This window comes from Gymnodinialimonas mytili, from assembly GCF_037544085.1.
GTDB classification, from domain to species: domain Bacteria; phylum Pseudomonadota; class Alphaproteobacteria; order Rhodobacterales; family Rhodobacteraceae; genus Gymnodinialimonas; species Gymnodinialimonas mytili.
The window spans coordinates 604,713-626,868 of the sequence record NZ_JBBIFW010000001.1; the positions used below are offsets into that span (position 1 = coordinate 604,713).

At 62.6% G+C, this 22,156-nt stretch carries 25 protein-coding genes; 14 read left to right on the forward strand and 11 right to left on the reverse strand.

The window, feature by feature from the left end; genetic code table 11:
- Positions 1 to 148: 148 nt before the first annotated feature.
- The 5 genes from V8J82_RS02910 to V8J82_RS02930 all read left to right on the forward strand — a co-directional run bounded on the left by V8J82_RS02910 (position 149) and on the right by V8J82_RS02930 (position 4,888).
- Complete coding sequence (locus V8J82_RS02910; protein WP_339971972.1) at positions 149 to 2,035, forward strand: cytochrome c oxidase subunit I; 1,887 nt, start codon at positions 149 to 151, stop codon at positions 2,033 to 2,035.
- Positions 2,036 to 2,490: 455 nt separating this feature from the next.
- On the forward strand, positions 2,491 to 2,952 hold the full coding sequence (locus tag V8J82_RS02915) for a heme-copper oxidase family protein (RefSeq protein WP_339971974.1): 462 nt from the start codon (positions 2,491 to 2,493) through the stop codon (positions 2,950 to 2,952).
- A gap of 6 nt (positions 2,953 to 2,958) precedes the next feature.
- Entirely contained in the window at positions 2,959 to 3,462 is a 504-nt protein-coding gene (locus V8J82_RS02920; RefSeq protein WP_339971976.1) for a DUF2244 domain-containing protein, read from the forward strand.
- Between the two features lie 113 nt (positions 3,463 to 3,575).
- A complete protein-coding gene (locus tag V8J82_RS02925; RefSeq protein ID WP_339971978.1) occupies positions 3,576 to 4,646 on the forward strand; it encodes a helix-turn-helix domain-containing protein in 1,071 nt (356 codons plus the stop codon).
- A gap of 80 nt (positions 4,647 to 4,726) precedes the next feature.
- Complete coding sequence (locus V8J82_RS02930; protein ID WP_339971980.1) at positions 4,727 to 4,888, forward strand: hypothetical protein; 162 nt, start codon at positions 4,727 to 4,729, stop codon at positions 4,886 to 4,888.
- Positions 4,889 to 4,977: 89 nt separating this feature from the next.
- On the opposite strand, the gene V8J82_RS02935 is transcribed toward V8J82_RS02930, so the two are convergent.
- A complete protein-coding gene (locus V8J82_RS02935; protein WP_339971982.1) occupies positions 4,978 to 5,436 on the reverse strand; it encodes a GatB/YqeY domain-containing protein in 459 nt (152 codons plus the stop codon).
- A gap of 154 nt (positions 5,437 to 5,590) precedes the next feature.
- Here V8J82_RS02935 and carA point away from each other — a divergent pair, with 154 nt between their 5' ends.
- Both carA and V8J82_RS02945 read left to right on the forward strand, forming a co-directional pair.
- Positions 5,591 to 6,745 (forward strand): glutamine-hydrolyzing carbamoyl-phosphate synthase small subunit, encoded by a 1,155-nt coding sequence (gene carA, locus V8J82_RS02940; protein WP_339971984.1) that lies wholly within the window; start codon positions 5,591 to 5,593, stop codon positions 6,743 to 6,745.
- A 126-nt stretch (positions 6,746 to 6,871) separates the two neighbouring features.
- The gene (locus V8J82_RS02945) at positions 6,872 to 8,863 is read left to right on the forward strand and encodes a glycosyltransferase family 2 protein (protein ID WP_339971986.1); all 1,992 of its coding nucleotides are present in this window, start codon (positions 6,872 to 6,874) and stop codon (positions 8,861 to 8,863) included.
- On the opposite strand, the gene V8J82_RS02950 is transcribed toward V8J82_RS02945, so the two are convergent.
- A complete protein-coding gene (locus V8J82_RS02950; protein ID WP_339971989.1) occupies positions 8,824 to 9,462 on the reverse strand; it encodes a GntR family transcriptional regulator in 639 nt (212 codons plus the stop codon). The two genes, V8J82_RS02945 and V8J82_RS02950, sit on opposite strands and share 40 nt — an antisense overlap.
- A 98-nt stretch (positions 9,463 to 9,560) precedes the next feature.
- On the opposite strand from V8J82_RS02950, the gene V8J82_RS02955 reads away from it, so the two are divergent.
- Both V8J82_RS02955 and V8J82_RS02960 read left to right on the forward strand, forming a co-directional pair.
- The gene (locus V8J82_RS02955) at positions 9,561 to 10,202 is read left to right on the forward strand and encodes a pyrimidine 5'-nucleotidase (protein ID WP_339971991.1); all 642 of its coding nucleotides are present in this window, start codon (positions 9,561 to 9,563) and stop codon (positions 10,200 to 10,202) included.
- Positions 10,203 to 10,318: 116 nt separating this feature from the next.
- Positions 10,319 to 11,524: a UbiH/UbiF family hydroxylase gene (locus V8J82_RS02960; RefSeq protein WP_339971993.1), complete on the forward strand. Its 1,206-nt coding sequence runs from the start codon at positions 10,319 to 10,321 to the stop codon at positions 11,522 to 11,524.
- Positions 11,525 to 11,612: 88 nt separating this feature from the next.
- Here the strand turns inward: V8J82_RS02960 and V8J82_RS02965 are convergent, their stop codons facing one another.
- The 3 genes from V8J82_RS02965 to V8J82_RS02975 form a co-directional block, all read right to left on the reverse strand.
- Entirely contained in the window at positions 11,613 to 12,746 is a 1,134-nt protein-coding gene (locus tag V8J82_RS02965; protein ID WP_339971995.1) for an aminotransferase class V-fold PLP-dependent enzyme, read from the reverse strand.
- Positions 12,747 to 12,867: 121 nt separating this feature from the next.
- Positions 12,868 to 13,326, reverse strand: coding sequence for an Lrp/AsnC family transcriptional regulator (locus tag V8J82_RS02970; protein ID WP_339971998.1), 459 nt, complete (start codon positions 13,324 to 13,326; stop codon positions 12,868 to 12,870).
- Positions 13,323 to 13,778: an Lrp/AsnC family transcriptional regulator gene (locus tag V8J82_RS02975; protein ID WP_339972000.1), complete on the reverse strand. Its 456-nt coding sequence runs from the start codon at positions 13,776 to 13,778 to the stop codon at positions 13,323 to 13,325. Before V8J82_RS02975 ends, V8J82_RS02970 begins: the two co-directional genes overlap by 4 nt.
- Between V8J82_RS02975 and V8J82_RS02980 the strand changes: the two genes are divergently transcribed.
- A complete protein-coding gene (locus V8J82_RS02980; protein ID WP_339972002.1) occupies positions 13,777 to 13,947 on the forward strand; it encodes a hypothetical protein in 171 nt (56 codons plus the stop codon). The genes V8J82_RS02975 and V8J82_RS02980 overlap by 2 nt on opposite strands.
- Positions 13,914 to 14,936, forward strand: a complete 1,023-nt coding sequence (ilvC, locus tag V8J82_RS02985) for a ketol-acid reductoisomerase (protein WP_339972004.1) — start codon at positions 13,914 to 13,916, stop codon at positions 14,934 to 14,936. The genes V8J82_RS02980 and ilvC overlap by 34 nt, the downstream gene beginning before the upstream one ends.
- 56 nt (positions 14,937 to 14,992) lie before the next feature.
- On the opposite strand, the gene V8J82_RS02990 is transcribed toward ilvC, so the two are convergent.
- Entirely contained in the window at positions 14,993 to 15,193 is a 201-nt protein-coding gene (locus V8J82_RS02990; RefSeq protein WP_339972006.1) for a hypothetical protein, read from the reverse strand.
- Positions 15,194 to 15,321: 128 nt separating this feature from the next.
- Here V8J82_RS02990 and V8J82_RS02995 point away from each other — a divergent pair, with 128 nt between their 5' ends.
- A complete protein-coding gene (locus V8J82_RS02995; RefSeq protein WP_339972008.1) occupies positions 15,322 to 15,927 on the forward strand; it encodes a GNAT family N-acetyltransferase in 606 nt (201 codons plus the stop codon).
- Entirely contained in the window at positions 15,882 to 16,862 is a 981-nt protein-coding gene (locus V8J82_RS03000; RefSeq protein ID WP_339972010.1) for a DMT family transporter, read from the forward strand. Before V8J82_RS02995 ends, V8J82_RS03000 begins: the two co-directional genes overlap by 46 nt.
- On the opposite strand, the gene V8J82_RS03005 is transcribed toward V8J82_RS03000, so the two are convergent.
- From V8J82_RS03005 to V8J82_RS03020, 4 genes are all read right to left on the reverse strand, one after another.
- Complete coding sequence (locus V8J82_RS03005) at positions 16,829 to 17,299, reverse strand: CAP domain-containing protein (protein WP_339972012.1); 471 nt, start codon at positions 17,297 to 17,299, stop codon at positions 16,829 to 16,831. The genes V8J82_RS03000 and V8J82_RS03005 overlap by 34 nt on opposite strands.
- A gap of 196 nt (positions 17,300 to 17,495) precedes the next feature.
- The gene (locus tag V8J82_RS03010; protein ID WP_339972014.1) at positions 17,496 to 18,830 is read right to left on the reverse strand and encodes an 8-oxoguanine deaminase; all 1,335 of its coding nucleotides are present in this window, start codon (positions 18,828 to 18,830) and stop codon (positions 17,496 to 17,498) included.
- Positions 18,823 to 19,629 (reverse strand): histidinol-phosphatase, encoded by an 807-nt coding sequence (gene hisN / locus V8J82_RS03015; protein ID WP_339974498.1) that lies wholly within the window; start codon positions 19,627 to 19,629, stop codon positions 18,823 to 18,825. Before hisN ends, V8J82_RS03010 begins: the two co-directional genes overlap by 8 nt.
- 69 nt (positions 19,630 to 19,698) lie before the next feature.
- Positions 19,699 to 20,076 carry a helix-turn-helix domain-containing protein gene (locus tag V8J82_RS03020; protein WP_339972016.1) on the reverse strand — a complete coding sequence of 126 codons (378 nt, stop codon included), beginning with the start codon at positions 20,074 to 20,076 and terminating at the stop codon, positions 19,699 to 19,701.
- Positions 20,077 to 20,283: 207 nt separating this feature from the next.
- On the opposite strand from V8J82_RS03020, the gene V8J82_RS03025 reads away from it, so the two are divergent.
- Positions 20,284 to 21,246 (forward strand): NADPH:quinone oxidoreductase family protein, encoded by a 963-nt coding sequence (locus V8J82_RS03025; protein ID WP_339972019.1) that lies wholly within the window; start codon positions 20,284 to 20,286, stop codon positions 21,244 to 21,246.
- Between the two features lie 13 nt (positions 21,247 to 21,259).
- On the opposite strand, the gene V8J82_RS03030 is transcribed toward V8J82_RS03025, so the two are convergent.
- Positions 21,260 to 22,114, reverse strand: a complete 855-nt coding sequence (locus V8J82_RS03030; protein WP_339972021.1) for a LysR family transcriptional regulator — start codon at positions 22,112 to 22,114, stop codon at positions 21,260 to 21,262.
- Positions 22,115 to 22,156 lie beyond the last annotated feature (42 nt).

Sequence of the window (22,156 nt, forward strand, 5' to 3'; positions counted from 1 at the left end):
CGCCAAAATTACCCACCTTCCATGCAAACATGCGCGGGATGTCGCGTTGATCAGGGCCGCGCACCGCACTACACCGAAGCGTGATAGATAGCTGTGCCTGCAACCGCGCAGGTGACCAACGCGCATCAGACGCGAACAGGAGATGCACATGGCAGACGCCACCCTCACAGGGCAAGACGGCCACGACCGCCCGGGGTTCTTCACCCGCTGGTTCATGTCCACAAACCATAAAGATATCGGTATTCTGTACCTCTTCACCGCGGGCCTCGTCGGTCTGGTCTCGGTGGCATTCACCGTCTACATGCGGATGGAGCTGATGGAGCCGGGCGTACAATTCATGTACATCCCGTTCGAATCCTCCGCCGACGGGATCCAAGCGATCTTCACACGGCTGGGTGAGGCATTGGCCGCCGCCGGAGGTGGCACAAACGCCTTCGCCGATCAGCTCAGCACGGTACAATCGCAAATCCTTGCCGCTGGCGGTGAGAATATCTCGATCACGGGCGGCTTGCGGGCCGACGTCGTTGCCTCGTTCGAGGCAATGCTTGCCACTGCAAATCCGGCTGAGGCCCAAGCTTTGCTGGGGACGATGGATCAGTTGGACGGGAACCCGGACGGTCATACCTGGAACGTCTACATCACCGGCCACGGCGTTTTGATGATGTTCTTCGTCGTCATTCCCGCCCTGTTCGGCGGCTTCGGCAACTACTTCATGCCGCTGATGATCGGCGCGCCGGATATGGCGTTCCCGCGCCTAAACAACCTGTCTTACTGGATGTATGTCGCCGGGACGGCGCTGGCCTTCTGTGCGGTCTTCATCGATGGCGGTGCTGGTCCGGGCTGGACCTTCTACCCGCCGCTCTCGTCACAAGGCGTTGAAACAAGCCGCGCCGTGGATTTCGCCATCTTCGCGATCCACGTTTCGGGTGCGTCTTCGATCCTGGGCTCGATCAACTTCATCACCACCTTCCTGAACATGCGCGCACCCGGCATGACGCTGCACAAAGTGCCGCTCTTTGCCTGGTCGGTGTTTGTGACAGCCTGGTTGCTGCTGCTGTCGCTGCCAGTTCTGGCCGGTGCGATCACCATGCTGCTGACCGACCGGAATTTCGGCACGACCTTCTTCGATCCGGCCGGTGGCGGGGATCCGATCCTGTTCCAGCACATCTTCTGGTTCTTCGGTCACCCCGAAGTATACATCGTGATCCTGCCAGCCTTCGGCGTGATCAGCCATGTGATCGCGACTTTCTCGAAGAAGCCGATCTTCGGCTATCTGCCGATGGTCTATGCTTTGGTGGCGATCGGTGGTCTGGGCTTCGTCGTGTGGGCGCACCACATGTACACGTCCGGCATGACGCTGACCCAGCAGGCCTACTTCATGGTGGCGACCATGGTCATCGCGGTCCCCACGGGAGTGAAAATCTTCTCGTGGATCGCGACCATGTGGATGGGCTCGATCCAGTTCAAGACGCCCATGTTGTTTGCCATCGGCTTCATCATCCTCTTCACCTTCGGCGGTGTGACCGGGATCATCCTGTCACAGGCTGGCGTGGACCGTGCCTATCACGACACCTACTATGTCGTGGCGCACTTCCATTATGTGATGAGCCTCGGGGCCGTCTTCGGGATCTTCGCCGCGGTCTATTACTGGTTCACCAAGATGTCGGGCCGGATGTACAACGAGTTCCTCGGCAAGGTGCATTTCTGGACGTTCTTCATCGGCGCCAACCTGACCTTCTTCCCGCAGCACTTCCTGGGCCGCCAGGGTATGCCACGTCGCTATATCGACTATAACGAGGCATTTGCGCTGTGGAATTGGTGGTCGTCGATCGGGGCCTTCATCTCGTTTGCATCGTTCATTCTGTTCATCGGCATCGTGTTCTACGCACTCTTCGCCGGGAAACGCGTGACCGAGCCCGCCTATTGGGGTGAGCACGCGGATACACTGGAATGGACCCTGCCCAACCCGCCGCCGGAGCACACATTCGAAGAGCTTCCGACGCGCGAGATGTGGGACAAGCAACCGCATCACTAGCACAGACCAAAAGCGTCGGATGACACCCGCCGGCGTTTTCCAAATCTTTGCCACAGGCGCCCGACACAAGGGCGCCTGTGTTGCGTTTATCGCCTCCTCAAGGCCATGAGAGCGCTCTGCTGCACACGGCAATGCTCGGTGCAGATCTTGCGCGTGTTGTAGGTCTGGCTGCCGTTCTGCACTCCCGATTGCGGCACTAATCCCAAAGGCGCGTCTTTCGACTTGGACGCCCTACTTGCCTATGCGGGGTGTTGGGCAGAGCCTTTCCTTTGGTCCATGGCTCCCCCCCAAATCGGTGCCCATACGCGCCCGCACCGAAGGCGCCACCGTTCTGCGCAGCGCGATTTTTGTGATATCTTGGCGCATGGGTATTCTCTGCGAGGGTCTTCAGCATAAAAGGCCCGACTGGCCACCATGATCGCGCATTTCACCACCGAACCAAAGCGAGCTGACCCATGACACCGCGGGCCTTCAACCTCTTCGACGCATTGCTGGTCGCTGGCTATGCCGCTTTGTTCTGGCAAGTCATCTCCAACACCGGCGTCACGGTGATCGGCTTGGCCTCGACTGAAGACACCTACTATGTCGTCGCCAATCTCCACATGGCCGTCGGTGTCATAATCGCCGCCTTGTTGCCCGTCGCCTTGCACTATCTAATGCTGCGCCGCGCATCGCGGCGTTGGGTCTCTGCCGCCGGGTATATCTGCCTTTTTGCGGGTCTGCTTGGCGCTTGGCTTTGGGCATTTCCGCACGTCATCCCCGGTCTGGCGATGCCGCGACGGTATATCGATTATCTTGCATTTGCCAATCGCCTGGCCCTTGCTAGCTTCACGGGCATGGCTCTGCTTCTTACCGCCAGTGCCGCAAGTCTCACCCTGACGGTGTTCGAATGCGTTCATCGCCTTAAAGCAACCTGACCGAAGATGCCGATCCGACCCGCGACACCAGATGATCCCACCCCCGCCCGCGGCGCCCCGCGCTTGCGTTTGATCCTGACGCCCCACAAATCTCTGACGCCCGAAGGGTTCGTGTGGTTCATCGGGATCACCGCGGGCCTGATTTCGATGCCGCTGCTGAGCATTATCGGAACATCGGTCTTCTGGGCCCTGCTGCCGTTTCTAATCGCTGCGATCTGGGGGATCTGGGCGGCGCTGCAACGCTCCTGGCGCGACATGGAGCTCTATGAGGACGTTCTGCTTTGGGACGATCTGATCCGCATCGAACGGCATGAGCGGCGCCGCCCTGCGCAGGATTGGGAAGCGAACCCTTATTGGGTCCGCATGACCTTGCACCATAAAGGCGGCCCGGTGCCAAACTACCTTACCCTGCAAGGCGGCCCGCGTGAGGTGGAGCTGGGATCGTTTCTGACGCCCAGCGAGCGCTCGGAGCTGAAATCGCTTCTCGATCGAGAGATGCGCGCGGCCTGATCCCGCCAAAACCTCGAGCTTTGCAATAATCGACGGGCCGGTATTCACAAATCGGCGCGTTCAATCGCGTATTCGACGCTAAGGTGGCGGCAAACAATGACGGAGATCCCCCGATGCTGTTTGTCGATATCGCGATCCGAGGCGCTGCGATCGGTATGCTGTTCCTGCTGGCCGGATTGCTGTGGCGTGCCCCGATCGGATGGGAGGGGCGGATTTCGATTGTCGCCGTGGCACTGGCCAAAAGCGCGTTTCTGGTGATCCACGCACCGGCAGCATTCGATCTTCCGCCTGCGATTTCCGCGAATCTGATCCTGTTTGCCAGCCTCGTTCCCAATGCAATCACCTGGTTGATCGTGACCATCTTTCTCGACGCGCCGGGGCGACGATGGCCATGGCTTGTGGCCTCAAGTATCGTATCGGCCATTCTCTATCTCGATCTGAGCTTTCCGCAGCTGGCCCTTGGCGCAATCTGCGCGGCCTGTGCAATGCTGCTTTACGGGGCATTGTTTGGCTTGGCGCTCTGGACCTCGCGCGATGATTTGGTCGAACGGCGCTGCCGGGCGCGTCCAGGATTTGCGGCGGCGATTGCGGGGCTTGGTCTTGTGCTGACCATGCTGCAGGTCCTCGGTGTGGCACAGCCCGGATCCATGCCCCTGGCACTGACGCAATCGGGCGGCACATTCGCAGTAACGCTCGGCTTCGCGATCTGGATCCTGACGCCGAATATGGACCTTTGGCCGGGTCAGGCGGAAACACCTTCCGCCCCACGCCCCGCCCCGGATCCAGGACCGGATCGCGCCATGATCCAGCGCATCTCGACCGCCATGGCCGCCGGGGCCTGGCGGGAAGAGGGGCTGACCATCGGCGGCCTTGCCAATCAACTGGGCGTGCCCGAGCACCGGTTGCGGCGCGCCATCAATGGCGGCCTCGGGTATCGGAATTTTTCCAGCTTCATCAATGCCCACCGCATCACCGAGGCCAAGGCCATGCTCAGCGATCCTGACGCGACAGGGACAACAGTGCTTGAAATCGCCTACGCGGTGGGGTTCGCGTCGCTGGGGCCGTTCAACCGCGCCTTCCGTGCAGAAACCGGACAAAGCCCAACCGAATTTCGCCGGGCAGCGCCGCAAATTCCACGCGCCGATTCCGGACAATCCACGCCGATCCCGGCAAACCTGCACTGATTTCGAAGATCGAAGCGATCCGAGCGGTCGAAATCACCAGGTTCGACGTCATCAACTTGCATTCGGAAGGAGATGACGCGATGCCGCGCCGCAACCTGATCGTCCTTGTTCTTGCCACCTGCCTGTTGGCTGGCCCCGCCCTGGCACAGAGTATTGCCATGCCGCCGGGCGACTTTCCCGAACCCGGTGTGTTCTGCGGGCCGTTCAAACTCTGCGGCCCCGACGTCACCCGCGGCGGATGAGGCTCAGGGGGCGCCCCGGTCCCTCCGGTGTGCCCCATATTCTGGCGCGGAAATTTGCGCCCAACGGCGCACCGAAATCCCAGATGGGGTTATCCCAGACGGGTTTTCACCATGGGACCGACTTTGCCGAAATCCATGCGGCCTGCATATTTGCCTTTCAGCACCCCCATCACCCGGCCCATATCGCGGATTGAGGCGGCACCGGTCGAGGTGATCGCCGCATCCACCGCTTCGGCCACCTCCTCTTCGGTCAATTGGCGTGGCAGGTAATCTTCGATCACCGCGATCTCGGCCTGCTCCTGCTCCGCCAATTCCAGACGACCGCCCTCTTCATAGGCGCGCACGCTTTCCTGACGCTGTTTGACCATTTTGGCCAGGATCGCCAGAACCTCACCGTCATCGACGCCGTCGGCATTTCCCTTGGCCCGCGCCGCGATGTCCTGGTCTTTCACAGCCGCGTTGATCAGCCGCAAAGTCGACAGGCGGATCGTGTCTTTCTCGCGCATCGCCTCTTTCAGGCCGGTATTGATTTTCTGGCGCAGTCCCATGGCCATTGCCCCGTGATTTGAAATCCGACAAGCGCTCTACATAGGCGATGACAAAACGGGCAACAAGCGCTTGCACTGCGCCTTGACGCGCCCGGACTGTCCCCCTACACCCCCAGCAATTTGCCCGCCCGCCACTCAGCCCGGAGATCTCACAATGGCCGATCACCCCACCGCCTGCCTCGTTCTCGCCGATGGGACCATCTTTTACGGTCGTGGATTTGGGGCAACGGGCATCCGCGTGGCCGAGCTGTGCTTCAACACGGCGATGACCGGCTATCAGGAGATCATGACCGATCCCTCCTATGCTGGGCAGATCGTGACCTTCACCTTCCCCCATATCGGCAATACCGGCACCACATCGGAGGATGACGAAACCGCCGATCCGGTGGCCGAGGCGATGGTGGTAAAATGGGACCCGACCGAGCCGTCGAACTGGCGCGCTCAGGGGCATCTGGTCGAGTGGCTGGCGCGCACGGACCGGATCGGCATCGGTGGCGTGGATACACGGCGGCTGACCCGCGCGATCCGTCAGCAGGGCGCGCCCCATGTCGCCTTGGCCCATGATCCCGACGGCAAGTTCGATCTGGAGGCGCTGGTCGCTGCGGCGCGCGGCTTTTCCGGGCTGGAGGGTCTGGATCTGGCCAAAGAGGTCACCTGCGCCCAAAGCTACCGCTGGGACGAGATGCGGTGGGCCTGGCCGGACGGCTACACGCGGCGCGAGGGCCCGGCGCCCAAGGTTGTGGCCCTGGATTACGGCGCCAAGCGCAACATCCTACGCTGCTTGGCCTCTGCCGGGCTCGACGTCACGGTGATGCCCGCCACCGCAACGGCAGAAGAGGTTCTGGCGCAATCGCCCGATGGCGTGTTCCTGTCCAACGGCCCAGGCGACCCCGCCGCGACCGGCGCCTATGCGGTCCCGATGATCAAGGGCGTCCTCGATGCGGGGCTGCCGACCTTCGGGATTTGCCTGGGCCACCAAATGCTCGCCCTCGCGCTTGGCGCCAAGACGGTCAAGATGAACCACGGCCACCACGGCGCCAACCACCCCGTTAAGGATCTTCAGACCGGCAAGGTCGAGATCACCTCGATGAACCATGGCTTTACGGTCGATAGTCAGACCCTGCCCGCAGGCGTATCCGAGACCCATGTCAGCCTCTTCGACGGGTCGAATTGCGGGATCAAGCTGGACGGGCGCCCCGTCTTCTCTGTGCAATATCACCCCGAAGCGAGCCCAGGCCCACAGGACAGCTTTTACTTGTTCGAACGGTTTGCCGAGGCGATCCATAATCGAACCAAAGCTCCCGCCTGATCGACACACAGATTTCTCAGAAAACTTTTCCAGCTCCGTTAACCAGTTTTTAACGGTTTCTTAACCGATCTCGCGTGACCAAGGGGTTTGCAAGCTTCTTTGTTGGTTTCAGCGGGATTTAGTGATTTGGACGGGGATCGCCCCCAACGACCGATCCAGTTCGGCGCCCAGGCCGCAACCGGAAATCTGGCGCGCGTGGCTCGGCCCGCGCGGGCGACACCCTCCGTTGCACCAACCCATTCCAACCCGATCGAGGCCGAGGCGCAGTGGCTTGCCGCAATGTTGCTGGATCAAGGCATCCTGTCCCAATCTCAGATCACAGAAATCATGGCGGCGCTGCGTGGGCAATCGCTGTCTTTTGGGCAAATCGCCCAGGCCCGCGGGATGCTGGCGGAGCGCGATCTGTTATCGGCGCTGTCCGAATTCTACGGCTACGGCACCGCCGATCTGACCGCCGCAGCACCCGACGCGGAGGTTGCACGCCTGCTCCCTGTTGGTAGGGCCCTGTCCGCCGAGGCTGTGATCTGGCGGCGCGCCGGGCGCGCATTGGTCGTCGCCACATCCAGGCCGGATCAGGCGGAGGTGCTGCGCGCCGCGTTACCCGAAAAGACGCGCGTGATTTTTGTCCTCGCCCCGCGCGATCAAATCCTCGCCGCCCAGAACGCACTCTACGGCATAGCGCTGGCCCGCGAGGCGGAGGGCCGCGCCCCGTCGATGCATTCCTGCCGCGGCTGGCAGAATGAGACCATGGGCCATATCGTTTTGGCCGTTTCTCTGGGCCTGGTCACGCTGTTGGCACTCGCACCGTCCATTCTGGCAGCCGTGATATTTGGTGCGGCGATCTTGATCTATATCGCCAATGCGGCCCTCAAATTCGGTGCCTTCGCGACAACTCTGCGCGCCAATACCAACGACGCGCCCCCCCCCGTCGCCACGCCCCTGCGCTTGCCCACTGTGACCATCCTGGTGCCCCTGTTCCAAGAGCCCGAGGTGGCGGGCGCCCTGGTCGACCGCTTGCGCAAGATCGACTATCCGCGCGAAAGGCTAGATGTGATCCTGGCCGTCGAAGAAAGCGATCCCACCACGCTAAACGCGTTGCGCAAAGGCACCCTTCCCCCTTGGATGCGCGCCATCATCGTGCCGCACGGGCACCCTCAGACCAAACCACGCGCGCTGAATTATGCGCTCAACTTCGCCCGTGGCGAAATCGTCGGCATCTATGACGCCGAGGATCGCCCCGATCCCGATCAGATCCACAAGATTGTTCAAGGCTTTGCCGATGCGCCCGCCGATGTCGCCTGTTTGCAAGGGCGGCTCGACTATTACAACGCCCGGCACAATTGGATGGCTGGCCTGTTCACAGTGGAATATGCCGCCTGGTTCCGCGTCTTGCTGCCCGGGGTCGAGAAGATGGGCCTGGTCGTACCTTTGGGCGGCACCACCCTATTCATGCGGCGCAAGATCCTGGAAGAGGTCGGCGCCTGGGATGCCCATAACGTGACCGAAGATGCGGAGCTTGGCCTCCGTCTCGCCCGCGCGGGCTATGTCACGCAGCTTGTGGACACCACCACTTATGAAGAGGCCAACGCCGCCGCCTTGCCCTGGATCCGGCAGCGCTCTCGCTGGTTGAAAGGCTATCTGATGACCTGGGGGGCCGCGATGCGCCGCCCCCGCGCCCTGCTGGCAGAACTGGGCGCCTGGCGGTTTGCATGGGTGCAAGTGCAATTCCTCGGGGCGGTTGCCGGTTTCTTACTGGCACCGCTGCTCTGGAGCCTCATGGTCAAGCCCTTTGGGTTTTGGCATCCGCTGGATGCGGTCCTGTCGCCTTTCGCCTACGGCATCTTGGCCACGCTGATGGTCGCGGGGCTGCTGGGCTCTATCACGATCTCCATCTATGCGACCCGCGCGCCGCATCTGCGTCATCTCAGGCCGATGACACCCCTTGTGGAGCCGTATTACCTCTTCGGCACATTCGCCGCCTGGCTCGGCGCATTTGAGATGATTGTCCGGCCCTTCTTCTGGGCCAAAACCGAGCATGGGAAATTCGGCGGCGCGGAAACCGCGCCTGCGCTTGACGATCAGGCGCCCGCCGCAGCCTCTTCGCGCAACCGCACCTGAAACGCCTTCGACAAATGCGCCTTCAGGGCCTCGGCGGCCCGGTCCCCATCCCGCGCCGCAATCGCCTCCACAATCGTGGCATGTTCGGCCAGCGCATCTTCTCCGCGCCCCGCCGCCGCCAGCGAGGTCCGCGCCATCAACGCCATGGACCGGTAGACCAGATCCAGTTGCTGCACCAGATAGCGGTTGTGCGATGCCAGGTGGATCTGATGGTGAAACCGCTTGTTGGCCCGCGCCAAAGCTTGGGGATCGTCCAGCAATCCGCGATCCTGCTCCACCATGTCGCGCAGTACCGCGATCTCCTCGCTAGCCGCATGTTGCGCCGCCAGACGCGCCGCCAGCCCCTCCAACTCTTGGCGCACGGTATAAAGCTCCGCCATCTGGGCGTGATCCAGCGACGCCACGATCAGCGACCGCCCGTCGCGCGTCAGCAGCGATTGCGTCTCCAGCCGCTGCAACGCCTCGCGGATCGGGGTCCGGCTGACCCCAAACCGCTCCGCCAACTCGCTTTCGACCAGCCTTGCCCCGGGCCGATAGACGCCGCCATCGATCGCGTCGAGGATCATCGCATAGGCGTCTTTTTGGGCGGCATCGCTCATTGGCGCATCTCCGTAGGTCAAGCCCCCGGACGCTACGCGCGGCGCTTTGGGCTGTCCAGTGGGTTGCGCCCGCCCCGCCCGACGCGTTAGGGCGCCTTATGGCACAGCTGACCGATATCGAAACCTGGGTCTTTGACCTGGACAACACGCTCTACCCGCCGCAGATGGCGCTGTTTCCGCAAGTCAACGCGCGGATGACCGAGTACGTGATGACCGCGCTTGGCGTGGCCCGCGACGAGGCCGACGGTCTACGCCATCGTTATTACGAAGATCACGGCACAACGCTGGCGGGCCTGATGCGCCACCACGATGTCGACCCGGAGCCCTATCTGATCGCCGTCCATGACATCGATTTCTCGGTGCTCCGCCCCGATCCGGATCTGGCCCGGGCCATCGCCGCCCTGCCCGGCCGCAAGATCATCTACACAAACGGCACCGCCCCCTATGCCGAGGCGGTGACCCATGCCCGCGGGCTCAGCGATCTGTTCGATGCGATCTACGGGGTCGAACATGCGGGCTATCACCCCAAACCCGACGCGCAGGCCTTCGAGACGATTTTTACCGCCGATGGGCTCACGCACAGCCGCGCCGCGATGTTCGAGGATGAGCCGCGCAACCTCTCCGTGCCGCACGCAATGGGCCTGACGACCATCCATGTCGCGCCGGATCCACACCCCGTGCCGCATATTCATCACCACACGGGCGACCTGTCGGTCTTTTTGCAAAACCTTCCAACCTAGCGCCAAACGAAACATCGCTTGCGCCGCAGGCGCGCAATTTGATTGGGGGCGCCACGATGCCCCCCTAGGACCATTGGTCACTGGTCCCGGCTCGGCCACAGGTCTATCTAAGGCCCATGACAGATTTGATCGATATCGACGTCTTCGTGTCGGGCGGCGGGGTGGCCGGGCTGGCTGCCACCATCGCATTTGCGCAGGCCGGGTTTCGCACGCTTTGCGCTGATCCGGCGCCACCCATCACCGACCGCGACAGCGATGGCGCAGACCTGCGCACCACCGCGTTTCTACAACCATCGCGGACCTTCCTCGACCAGATCGGCCTCTGGCCGCGCTTTGCGCCCCATGCCACGCCGCTGCAAGTGATGCGCATCGTCGATGCGGGCGGGCCCGATGCCACAGCCCGCGCCACGCACGATTTCGACGCGGCCGACATTTCGGATCAGCCCTTTGGCTGGAACCTGCCAAACTGGCTTTTGCGGCGCGAGATGGTCGCCCATCTCGACACGTTGCCGGATGCCGAGTTCCGGTCAGGCACAGGCACCGCCCATCTTCTGACACGGATGTCGGAGGCGCGCGTGACCTTGACCGATGGCACACGCCTGCGCGCGAAACTGGTGATTGCCGCCGATGGCCGTGACTCGCCCGTGCGCGAAGCCGCCGGGATCGACGTTGCCACCACGCGCTATGGCCAGAAAGCCCTCGCCTTCGCGGTGACCCACGACGCGCCACATGGCAATGTCTCGACCGAAATCCACCGCACCGGTGGGCCCTTCACCCTGGTGCCCCTGCCCGACCATGAGGGGCAGGCCTGCTCGGCCGTCGTATGGATGGAACGCGGTGCCGAGGCCGCGCGCCTGGCTGCGCTTCCTGAGCCGGAGTTTAATATCGAGATGACCGCGCGCTCTGGCGGCATCTATGGCCCCCTGCGTGTGGCCAGTCGTCGGACCATGTGGCCGATCATCTCGCAAAACGCCGCGCGCATGTCCGCGGAACGGGTGGCCCTTGTGGCCGAGGCTGCCCATGTCGTCCCGCCTATTGGCGCCCAGGGGTTGAACATGAGCCTTGGCGATATTGCCTGCCTTTTGGACATAGCCGAAGCGAACCGCGAGGATCCCGGCGCTGCGGCGGGACTGGACCGTTATCACCGCGCGCGTCACCCGGAGGTCACTGCGCGCGTGGCGGGCGTCGGCGCGTTGAACCGCGCCTCGATGGCCAATGCCCAGACCTTGCGGGATCTACGGATGCGGGCGCTCAGTGCGCTGCATGGCATCACGCCGATACGCAGGAGCCTGATGCGCGCTGGCCTCGGGGCGACCGGATAAAACCTATCCGGCGCGCCCGGTATCTGGCCTTGGAATTTGGGTATTTAGGGCCAATGGAAGACGGCAATAGCGCGGGCCGTCCCGTCGCTCAATTTGGAAAGACCTTGTCGATGACGGTTTTCAAGCGCGCGAGCGCGGCGTCGACATCATAGAGCTTATCCAAGCCAAAGAGCCCCAGGCGGAAGGTCATGAAACCCTCTGGCTCGTCCACCTGCAACGGCACCCCGGCGGCGATCTGCATCCCGTGGGCGGCAAAGGCGGCGCCGGATTTGATCGCCGGGTCATCGGTATAGCTGACCACGACACCGGGCGCCCCGAAGCCATCGGCCGCGACGGACACGACGCCCTTTTCCGCCAGCATCGCGCGCACACCATCGCCGAGCGCCCATTGCGCCTGTTTTAGCTTGTCGAAGCCGAAATCGCGGGTCTCGATCATGGTGTCTCGGAACACGCGCAAGGCGTCGGTGGGCATCGTGGCGTGATAGGCGTGACCACCCGCCTCATAGGTGGCCATGATCTTGTGCCATCCCTTCAGATCGCCTGCGAAGCTGTTTGACGAGGTCTCCTCCATCCGCGCCACGGCGCGCTCCGACATCATCACCAGACCGGCGCAGGGTTGCGCCGACCAGCCCTTTTGCGGCGCTGAGATCAAAACATCGACGCCCGTCGCCTTCATATCGACCCAGGCGCAGCCCGATGCGATGCAATCCAGCACCATCAGCGCCCCGACATCATGGGCCGCCTCGGCGAGTTTACGGATGTAAACATCGGGCAAGATCACACCGGCAGAGGTCTCCACATGGGGCGCGAAGACAATGCCCGGTTTGACCTCGGCGATCTTTGCCGTGACCTCTTCGATGGGTGCGGGCGCATAGGGCGATTGCGGCGCATTGCCCGTTGGCCGGGCCTTCATCACGGTCACATCGCGGGCAAATCCGCCCGCATCCAGGATCTGCGACCAGCGGAAACTGAACCAGCCGTTGCGCACCACCAGCACATCCGTGTCTTGCGCGAATTGGCGGGCGACGGCCTCCATCCCAAACGTGCCACCGCCGGGCACCAAGGCCACCGCATCGGCATTGTAGACCTGTTTCAGCATCGACGAGATGTCGGTCATCACGCCTTGAAAGGCCGTCGACATGTGGTTCAGCGACCGGTCGGTGAAGACCACCGAATATTCCAATAGGCCGTCGGGATCGACGGTGTCGAGCAATGCATTCATGGGAGCCTCCACATCCGATTGGCCATGTTGGTAGCCGCGCGCGCCGGGGGCGTCACGGTCTATCTTGGCATACAGGTCGATGTTTTCCGCGCCAGCGGCCCCGGTAAGTTTCCGATAGGCGTCAGCCGAGCGGGCCGGGGCGCCGTTCCTCGGACAGAAGCACATTCGATTCGACATTTCCGACCGAGGGCAACGTCATGATCCGGCGCCTCAACACACGTTCAAAATCCGCCAGATCGCGCGCAACGACCCGCAGGCGATAATCATAGAGGCCCAGCACATGCTCGACCGTCTGCACCTCGGGGATGGCGGACACGGCGCGTTCGAAATCCTCCAGGCTGGTGCGCCCCTTGGCGGCGAGTTTCACCCCCAGAAACACCGTCACGCCAAAGCCCAGCTTTTCCGCATCCAGATCCAACCGGCGCCCTTGAAAGATCCCGGCTTGGGTCAGCCGGTCGATCCGGCGCCACGCGGCAGGCTGGCTCAGGCCAATGCGGCGCCCCACCTCAGACGCTTTCAACGTCGCATCCGCGGTCAAGATCCGCAGGATTGCTTGATCGGTCGCATCCATATCAGTCATAGCGGCAATTCCTGCGCCTTCTTGATCGTAGCCACCTGCATCAGCGCCTCGATATCGGCGATATGAGGCAGCGTCAGGATCAAGTCGCGGTAGATGCGCTGATAATCGGACATCCCCTTCGCGATCACGTGCAGCCGAATGTCGACGCGCCCCAGGAAGGTTTGGATCTCCAGCACATTGGGGATGTCCCGCGCGGCGGCGATAAATTCATCAAAGGCGCGTGGATTGGTCTTGTCGAGCGTGATGCGCAGGCTGACATCGACACTATAGCCCAGCGCGCGCCAGTCGATCACCATATGCTGACCGCGCAGTACCCCGGCGGCCTGCAATTTATCAAGCCGCTTATAGGTGGTCGCCAAGGGCAGGCGCGCGGCCTCGGCCAAATCGCCGATCGGTTGGCTGGGATCGGCTTGCAATTGCCGCAGCACACGGCGGTCGATGTCGTCAAGCATGAATTTTCTGATTTTGCAAATTGGTGATTATGCTTTTCTCATCTATCTGGAATATTCTGCGAAAGCAAACGCGGATTTTCGCCTCTCGCGCAGGCATACATGGCGCAGATCAACCACCGGACGGGAGAGAGAGACATGCGCGTTTATTATGACCGCGATTGCGATGTGAACCTGATCAAAGAGATGAATGTGGCGATCCTGGGCTATGGCAGCCAGGGCCACGCCCATGCGCTTAACCTACGCGACAGCGGCGCCAAGAACGTTGTCGTCGCCCTGCGCGAGGGATCCGCCAGCCGCACCAAGGCCGAGGACGAGGGTCTGCAAGTGATGGGGATTGCCGAGGCCGCCGCCTGGGCCGATCTGATCATGTTCACCATGCCCGATGAATTGCAGGCCGAGACCTATAAAAAATACGTCCACGACAACCTCAAAGAGGGCGCCGCGATTGCCTTCGCCCACGGCCTGAATGTGCATTTCGGCCTGATCGAGCCCAAGCCCGGTGTGGATGTCATCATGATGGCGCCCAAGGGCCCCGGCCACACGGTGCGCGGCGAATACACCAAAGGCGGCGGCGTGCCCTGCCTGGTGGCGGTCGACAATGACGCCTCGGGCCGCGCGCTGGAAATCGGCCTGTCCTATTGCTCGGCCATCGGCGGCGGGCGCTCGGGCATCATCGAGACCAACTTCAAAGAAGAATGCGAGACCGACCTCTTCGGCGAGCAGGCGGTTCTCTGCGGCGGTTTGGTCGAGCTGATCCGCGCCGGGTTCGAGACGCTGGTCGAAGCGGGCTACGCGCCCGAAATGGCCTATTTCGAATGCCTGCACGAGGTGAAGCTGATCGTGGACCTGATCTACGAAGGCGGCATCGCGAACATGAACTACTCGATCTCGAACACCGCCGAGTATGGCGAATATGTCTCGGGCCCACGCGTCCTGCCTTATGACGAGACCAAGGCGCGGATGAAAGCGATCCTGACCGACATCCAAACCGGCAAATTCGTGCGCGACTTCATGCAGGAAAACGCCGTGGGTCAGCCCTTCTTCAAAGGCACGCGTCGGATGAACGATGCCCACCAGATCGAAGAAGTCGGTGAGCAATTGCGTGGCATGATGCCTTGGATTTCGGCCGGGAAGATGGTCGACAAAGCCAAGAACTAGGCGCCCATGCGTTGGACATCGAAAAACGGGGCCTCATCGGGCCCCGTTTTGTTGTGTCAGTTGCGGTTCCATTCGGGATCGCCCAAGCGCGGGGCGGTCACGGGGTTCGGGCCGGGCCCGTCCTTGGCCAGCGACGATTTCGGCGCGCTGGGATCATCCAGCTTGGCCTCGGTCTGGCGCTTAGACCATGTGGCCCATACCAACCATGCAATCATGGTGAACAGGAACAGGCCTGCGAGAAACATCCAGGTTTCCATCATATCCTCCAAATTGTCGGTGTCTTGTCAGGGCAACGATCCAAACGCGGCTCGGTTCCCCATCCCTGCCCCAATCAAAATGTATCGGATGCGTTGACGGCTCAGCGCGCGCAGGTCATGTCTCGCAGATGCAGGTGACCATCCGCCCCGCCCTGGACCAGGACCGCGCAGCGATCATCGCGGCCAGCGAAGCGACTTGGGCCGAGCATCGCGCCAGACAGCCCCACGCCTTCGCCGAAAACGGCTGGGATGTCTTTCTGGCGCGGGAACACGTCATCGCGTTCCGCGATCCCAAAGGCCGCCCGGTTGAGGAAAGCGGCAATCTCTTCGTGGCCGATGGCGGCGGACATGTCCTGGGGTACATTCTGCTGAGCTGGCATTTGCGCGCAGACGCGTCGGACTATCCGGACGGCACGATCATCGATATCTGGGTCGATCCCGATTGGCGCGGCAAAGGTGTTGGCGCCGCCTTGGTCGATTTCGCAAAGGCCCGCGCCGACGAGGCCGATTGGGACAATCTGACCGCCACCGTGTGGCAGGGCGCGCCCTCGAAGAAACTGTTTGCCGAGGCCGGCTTTACAGCGCAATCGACCACCTACCGCCATGGGCCCGACCGCTCGGCCCGCCCCGTCGAAACGCAAGCGGCCGAAGGCATGTCGAATGCCCGGTGGAAATGGCTGATCCTTGCATGCCTGGCCGCAGCTTTTGCCGCCATCGCGGTGTCGGGCCGATGAGCGGCGGCGCCTCTCCCACCGCACCTGGCCTGTTGAACTGGATCCTTGTCATCAGTCTTGGGGTCATTTGGGGCACCGCGTTCATGAGCACGTCGCTGGCGCTGGACGGGATCGGGCCGTGGTGGGTGGCGGCGGGTCGGCTTGGACTTGCGGCTGTGATCTTGCTGATCCTCGGGTCCCTCATGGGCCAGGGCATCACGCATGTCCGCCCGGCACGCGCCTGGGTGTTCACAGGCCTGGTGGGAACGATCACTCTGGCCGGTCCGATTGTTTTGTTGAGCTGGAGCCTGACCCAGGTGCCCTCAGCCTTTGCAGGCGTCGCGATGGGGGCCGTGCCGTTGATCGTTTTGCCCTTGGTGGCAATCTTCTCGCCCGAAGAAGGCATTGGGCCGCGTCGGATCATCGGCGTGCTGCTGGGGTTTGGGGGGTTGGTCCTGCTGGTCGGCCAGGGCGCGCTCGATGGTGGGACGTTTTGGGGGCGCCTTGGCTGTATCGGCGCCGCGGCGGGCTATGCGATTGGCTCGATCCTGACCCGGCGCGCGCCCAAAGTTCCGCCCGTCGCCTTCGCCACCGCCACGCTGGTCATGGGATCGCTGGTGTTGATCCCGGTCGCATGGATTCTTGAAGGCCCGCCGAGGATCGAAAGCGCAAGCGCCGCCTGGGCCCTGGCCTATGCGGCGCTGTTTCCAACCGGGCTGGCGGCCATTCTGCGGGTGCGGGTGATCACCACCGCCGGGTCGATGTTCATGTCGATGACCAGCTATATGGTGCCGGTCTGGGCTGTGATCTTTGGCGCGACGTTGATGCAGGAAGACCTGCCATCACAGCTTTACGTGGCGCTTTTGCTCATCCTGGCGGGCATCGGCATCAGTCAATCGCGCGCCATCGCCACCGCGATCGCTCAGCAATTGCGGCCCAAGACCAAGACCCAATAGGTGCCCGTCCGTGCCAGGCCATATTGGGTGACCCGGCGATCCAGCATGTTGCGGCGGTGACCTGCACTGTTCATCCAATCCGTCATCACGCGTGAGATGGAGTTTTGTCCAAAGGCGATATTCTCGGCCATGAAGCAGGCATTATAGCCCGCCGCGCGCACGCGTGTGCGCAGGGTTGAACCATTCGCGCCACGATGGGAAAACTGCCCGCTACGCGCCATGTCATCGGCATGGGCCTGCGCCGCAGCCTGGAGCCGCGCCGAATGTGCGAGACCTTGAAGCCCATTCTGGCCGCGGATCGACGACAATTGAGCGGAGGCATTTCCGACATTCACGCTTTGCGCAAAGTCCAGCCGCAGCGTCTCTGCACTTGCGGTGAAAGGCGCAGCGACCGCCAAGATCGCAGCAAGGGCGATGGCGCGGATATGATGGTACATCGGGTCTGTCCCTCCGGCGTATATCGAGTGCACCAAAGCCTGCCGCCTGGACTTGGCTGGAACAAGTCACAAGAACGGCAACTCAATGGCAGATCACTCGCTTTCTGTGGGTCGCTCAGCGAAGCATCGGGATTTTGAAATAAAATCGACACTGAACGCCCGTGAGAGAGCCAGTATGTCTGATAATGGATAGGGTCTACTCGGCAAGCTGCCGCGCAAGAGCGGTTTGGCGCTCAATCACAACGGGTAAATCAAGTGTCGTGATCTGCCCATCCGCGACAACCTGGCGACCCTCCACAAACAGATCCCGCACGCGACGGGGCCCTGCCAGCAACAGCGCTGCCTTGTCCCATGATCCTGCCGTTTCGATCGTGCTGAGATCCCAGATCGCCAGATCGGCGCGAAAGCCGGGGGCGATCTGCCCGATCTCGGCGCCGCGCCCCAGCACCTCGGCCCCGCCACGTGTGGCCATCCGCAATGCTTCACGGGCGGACATTGCACTGGGGCCGGACGCAACGCGTTGAAGTAGCATGGCCTGGCGCGCCTCCTCCACCAGGCTGCCCGCATCGTTCGAGGCTGAACCGTCTACGCCCAGGCCCACCTTCACCCCGGCATCGCGCATCGCCCGGACCGGCGCGATGCCGGAGGCGAGCCTGCAATTCGAACAGGGGCAATGCGCCACACCGGTGCCGGTTCGGGCAAACAAATCAATCTCGGCGCCGTCCAGCTTCACACAATGGGCGTGCCAGACATCGTCGCCGGTCCAGCCCAGATCTTCGGCATATTGACCGGGGCGACAGCCAAAAGTTGCAAGCGAATAAGCGATATCCTCATCGTTTTCGGCCAGATGCGTGTGAAGCATCACACCCATATCCCGCGCCAACAGCGCCGCATCGCGCATCAATTCGCGGCTGACGGAGAAAGGCGAACAGGGCGCCACGCCGACCCGGCACATTGATCCGGGTGCCGGATCGTGGAACGCTTCGATCACGCGCTGACACTCCGCCAGGATCACCGCCTCGTCTTCCACCAGATTGTCCGGTGGCAAGCCGCCATCCGAAACTCCGATGGACATCGCCCCGCGGGTTGGATGAAACCGCAGACCAATCTCGGCGGCAGCGTGGATCGTGTCATCCAACCGTGATCCGTTCGGGAACAGATAGAGATGGTCGGACGACGTGGTACACCCCGACAGCGCCAGTTCGGCCAACCCGATCTGCGCCGACACATGCATATGATCGGGGGTGAATCGCGCCCAGATCGGATAGAGCCTCTGCAACCAGCCGAACAAGGCCGCATCCTGCGCCCCCGGCACCGCGCGGGTCAGGGTCTGGAACAGATGGTGATGGGTGTTCACCAGGCCCGGCGTCACTAGGCAACCGCTGCAATCCAATGTCTCATCGGCGTGCAGGCCGCTGCCAATCTGTGCGATCTGGCCATGCTGTAGCAAGATATCGGTATGGGACACCTCAGTGTCCGCATCATCCATCGTCAGGCACAGATCGATGTTGCGCAGCAGGATCTCAGACAAGAAGTGCCCCTTGAATCCGCGCCAAAGCGGCGGCATGCAACTCGGGGCTGGACGCGGCGATGGCCCGCCCGCCCTCATGGACCGGGCCACCGGACCAATCGGTGATCACGCCCCCCGCCGCCTGAATGACGGCCACGGGCGCAGCAATATCGTAGGCCTGCAATCCGGCCTCGATCACCAGATCGATCTGCCCCGCCGCCAGCAGCGCGTAGGCATAGCAATCGCAGCCATAGCGCGTCAGCCTGACGGCGTCGCGGACGGCGTCGAACCCCGCCCTGTCTTCGGCCGTGCCAACTTCAGGAAAAGTGGTGAACAATGTGGCTTCAGCCAGACTGGCGGCCGGCGCAACGGCCAATTGCGTCTCTCCCATCGGGCCAACAAGGCGCGCACGGCCAAAGCCGCCCTCAAACCGTTCGCCGATATAGGGCTGGTCGATGACGCCATAAAGCGGCCCATCGGCGTTGTTCAATGCAATTAATACCCCCCAGGTTGGCGTGCCCGAGATGAAACCGCGCGTGCCATCGATGGGATCGAGCACCCAGGTCAGACCCGATGTCCCAGGTCGCGCGCCCTCTTCCTCACCCAAGATCGCGTCCTCCGGGCGGCGCTCGGCCAGAACCTGGCGCATCGCGGCCTCAGCCGCGCGGTCAGCAACGGTGACGGGGTCAAATTCATCGCTGTCTTTGGATACCGTGCCCAAAGCACGTCCACGAAAATGCGGCAGGATCACTGACCTGGCAGCGTCGGCCATGGCATGGGCCGTCTCGATCAGGGATACCTGTAGCTCGAAATCGCGCATCGCCGCCGCCTTCCACTGTCCTGCGATAAAGGCAGGGCGTGCCACGGCGGGCCAATCACGTCAATAAGATCAGGCGGCGTCCGACAAAACCCGCGCCAGTTCAAACAGGCGGCGGCGTTGGTTCTCAGGGATCGCATAATAGGACCGAACAAGCTCCAGCGCTTCCTTGTCGGCCAGAAGATCACCGGGCAGCGCCACGGCCTCATCGGGGGTGTCGCGCAGGGTGTCGCCGTCCATCCCCTCGAAGAAGTAGCTGACGGGCACGGTCAGGGCATCGGCGATATCCCAAAGCCGCGAGGCAGAGACGCGGTTCATCCCGGTTTCGTACTTCTGGATCTGCTGGAACTTGATGCCGACCTTTTCGGCCAGCTGCTGCTGGGTCATGCCCACCATCCAACGGCGATGCCGGACGCGCTTGCCCACATGGACGTCTACACGATGTTTCACGCAAGTCTCCCCTTAACCAGCTCGGAGCGTGCAACGCCGAGGCAACATGTCCTTAACGGCGAGTGCCGCTCAACTCCCGCGATATCTAGGAGCTAGCGCTTGCGAGCGGCGGATCAATGACCGTGCCGCACTTTTCTTTGGCTAGGGACTGGTGCGGACTGCGCGATGGCGCTACCCCGCCTCCAGTCCAATTGTCCGGAGAACCCGATGCGCGCTTTTGTTGTCGAAGACTTTGGGGCCGCGCCCGTTTTGAAGACCGACCTGCCGATGCCAAAGCCCGGCCCCGGCCAGGTGCGCATCAAGATCGCGGCGTGCGGCTTGAATTTCGCGGACCTTCTGATGGCCAAAGGCACCTATCAGGACACGCCCGAGGCGCCCTTTACCCTGGGTATGGAGATCGCCGGTGTGGTCGATGCCCTGGGCGACGGTGTCGATAGCCCCGCGATCGGAACGCGTGTGGCGGTGTTCGAAGGCTCCGGTGGCTTGGCCGAGGCAGGCGTGTTCAGCGCCGACAGATGTGTGCCGATCCCCGACACGATGCCATTTGATCACGCCGCCGGGTTCATCGTGGCCTATGGCACGTCGCATCTGGCGCTGACGGACCGCGCGCGGCTGGCCAAGGGCGAACGCCTGTTGGTCCTGGGCGCCGCCGGTGGTGTCGGGCTGACAGCGGTAGAATTGGGCGCCGCGATGGGGGCAGAGGTGATCGCCGTTGCGCGCGGGGTCGAAAAGCTCGCCGTGGCCAAGGCTGCGGGGGCCGCCCATTGCCTGGACAGTGACACCGCCGATCTGCGGGCTGAGGTCAAAGCGCTTGGCGGTGCAGATGTGGTCTATGACGCGGTCGGCGGCGACGGGTTCAAGGCGGCGATGCGCGCCACAAATCCGGGCGGGCGCATTCTGGTCATCGGGTTCGCCAGCGGTGATGTCCCGCAGATCCCGGCCAATCATCTGCTGGTGAAGAATATCGATGCGATTGGCTTTTACTGGGGCGGCTATCTGCGATGGGCGCCGGAGCGGTTGGCAACCAGCCTCGCCGATCTGATGCAGATGTATGCCGGGGGAAAGCTCTCGCCCCATATCGGCGCCACGCGTCCCTTGGATCAAGCCGCAGAGGCGATGGATCTTCTGCGTGAACGGAAAGTGTCGGGAAAGGTCGTGGTCACGATGTGACCTGCGACGGCCGCTACATCGCGCGGTAGGCTTGGCGCAACAGGTCGGTCAACGCCTCCAGCGGCTCGTTCCGCGACAGGTCGGATCGGTACATGTTGATACAGATACGCGGCAGGGCCGGCAACGCGCCCTGATGGGCCACCACTTCGGTATAGGGTGATTCCGTGCCTTCGATTACCGCATGGACGGCCAAATCGGCGCTGACCGAGGCCTCGACGGTGCGGATCGAATCCGCTTCCACCGCGATCTCCCAGGAAATGCCCGCCGTATCCAACGCGGCCAGCGCCGGTCCCCGGAAAATACACGCATCTTCCAAGGCGAGCCGCAGTGGGCGCTGTTTCCACATATGGCCATCCTTGGCACCGACCCAGACCATGGGTCGCTCCAACAGCGTCTCGCCGCCGCGGTCGACATCCTCTTCGGTGGTCAGGATCACATTCACCTCGCCACGGGCAAAGGCGGCTTTCAGGTTGATCGTGCCCATCGAGAGTAATTGCACCTTCATGCGCGGATAGGCTTTGTTGAACCGCTGCAGCACTTCGGGGATCGCCGGATAGACCACGTCATGGGGCACGCCGAGCGAAATCTCGCCCTCATACTCGCGTGAGGTCAGGCGGCCCAGCACCTCGTCGTTGAGTTCCAGCATCCGGCGCGCATAACCCAGCATCTGTTCACCCGCACCGGTCAGATCCAGACGTCGCGCGGCCCGGTCAAACAGCGCCACGCCCAGTGCCTCTTCCAAGCGCTTCAACTGCATCGACACCGCCGATTGGGTCAGGTTGAGAAAGCCCGAGGCCTTCGTGACACCACCGGCATCGACAACGGTCACAAATGCGCGCAGCGCGGTCAGATCCAGATTGCGGGCCATATATCAATTCCCGTGATAACTACCTTCAGTATTATTCGTTAT

What these genes read in the sequence shown, in the direction of transcription:
- hisN (WP_339974498.1), bottom strand. Translation starts at nt 19,629, where the DNA reads ATGCGCGATTTCGAGCTACAGGTATCCCTGATCGAGACGGCCCATGCC.
- V8J82_RS02990 (WP_339972006.1), bottom strand. Translation starts at nt 15,193, where the DNA reads ATGGAAACCTGGATGTTTCTCGCAGGCCTGTTCCTGTTCACCATGATT.
- V8J82_RS03005 (WP_339972012.1), bottom strand. Translation starts at nt 17,299, where the DNA reads ATGTACCATCATATCCGCGCCATCGCCCTTGCTGCGATCTTGGCGGTC.
- V8J82_RS02970 (WP_339971998.1), bottom strand. Translation starts at nt 13,326, where the DNA reads ATGACTGATATGGATGCGACCGATCAAGCAATCCTGCGGATCTTGACC.
- V8J82_RS02925 (WP_339971978.1), top strand. Translation starts at nt 3,576, where the DNA reads ATGCTGTTTGTCGATATCGCGATCCGAGGCGCTGCGATCGGTATGCTG.
- ilvC (WP_339972004.1), top strand. Translation starts at nt 13,914, where the DNA reads ATGCGCGTTTATTATGACCGCGATTGCGATGTGAACCTGATCAAAGAG.
- V8J82_RS02915 (WP_339971974.1), top strand. Translation starts at nt 2,491, where the DNA reads ATGACACCGCGGGCCTTCAACCTCTTCGACGCATTGCTGGTCGCTGGC.
- V8J82_RS03025 (WP_339972019.1), top strand. Translation starts at nt 20,284, where the DNA reads ATGCGCGCTTTTGTTGTCGAAGACTTTGGGGCCGCGCCCGTTTTGAAG.
- V8J82_RS02965 (WP_339971995.1), bottom strand. Translation starts at nt 12,746, where the DNA reads ATGAATGCATTGCTCGACACCGTCGATCCCGACGGCCTATTGGAATAT.
- V8J82_RS02995 (WP_339972008.1), top strand. Translation starts at nt 15,322, where the DNA reads ATGCAGGTGACCATCCGCCCCGCCCTGGACCAGGACCGCGCAGCGATC.
- V8J82_RS02975 (WP_339972000.1), bottom strand. Translation starts at nt 13,778, where the DNA reads ATGCTTGACGACATCGACCGCCGTGTGCTGCGGCAATTGCAAGCCGAT.
- V8J82_RS02920 (WP_339971976.1), top strand. Translation starts at nt 2,959, where the DNA reads ATGCCGATCCGACCCGCGACACCAGATGATCCCACCCCCGCCCGCGGC.
- V8J82_RS03030 (WP_339972021.1), bottom strand. Translation starts at nt 22,114, where the DNA reads ATGGCCCGCAATCTGGATCTGACCGCGCTGCGCGCATTTGTGACCGTT.
- carA (WP_339971984.1), top strand. Translation starts at nt 5,591, where the DNA reads ATGGCCGATCACCCCACCGCCTGCCTCGTTCTCGCCGATGGGACCATC.
- V8J82_RS02960 (WP_339971993.1), top strand. Translation starts at nt 10,319, where the DNA reads ATGACAGATTTGATCGATATCGACGTCTTCGTGTCGGGCGGCGGGGTG.
- V8J82_RS02980 (WP_339972002.1), top strand. Translation starts at nt 13,777, where the DNA reads ATGAATTTTCTGATTTTGCAAATTGGTGATTATGCTTTTCTCATCTAT.
- V8J82_RS02955 (WP_339971991.1), top strand. Translation starts at nt 9,561, where the DNA reads ATGGCACAGCTGACCGATATCGAAACCTGGGTCTTTGACCTGGACAAC.
- V8J82_RS02950 (WP_339971989.1), bottom strand. Translation starts at nt 9,462, where the DNA reads ATGAGCGATGCCGCCCAAAAAGACGCCTATGCGATGATCCTCGACGCG.
- V8J82_RS02935 (WP_339971982.1), bottom strand. Translation starts at nt 5,436, where the DNA reads ATGGGACTGCGCCAGAAAATCAATACCGGCCTGAAAGAGGCGATGCGC.
- V8J82_RS03000 (WP_339972010.1), top strand. Translation starts at nt 15,882, where the DNA reads ATGCCTGGCCGCAGCTTTTGCCGCCATCGCGGTGTCGGGCCGATGAGC.
- V8J82_RS02930 (WP_339971980.1), top strand. Translation starts at nt 4,727, where the DNA reads ATGCCGCGCCGCAACCTGATCGTCCTTGTTCTTGCCACCTGCCTGTTG.
- V8J82_RS02910 (WP_339971972.1), top strand. Translation starts at nt 149, where the DNA reads ATGGCAGACGCCACCCTCACAGGGCAAGACGGCCACGACCGCCCGGGG.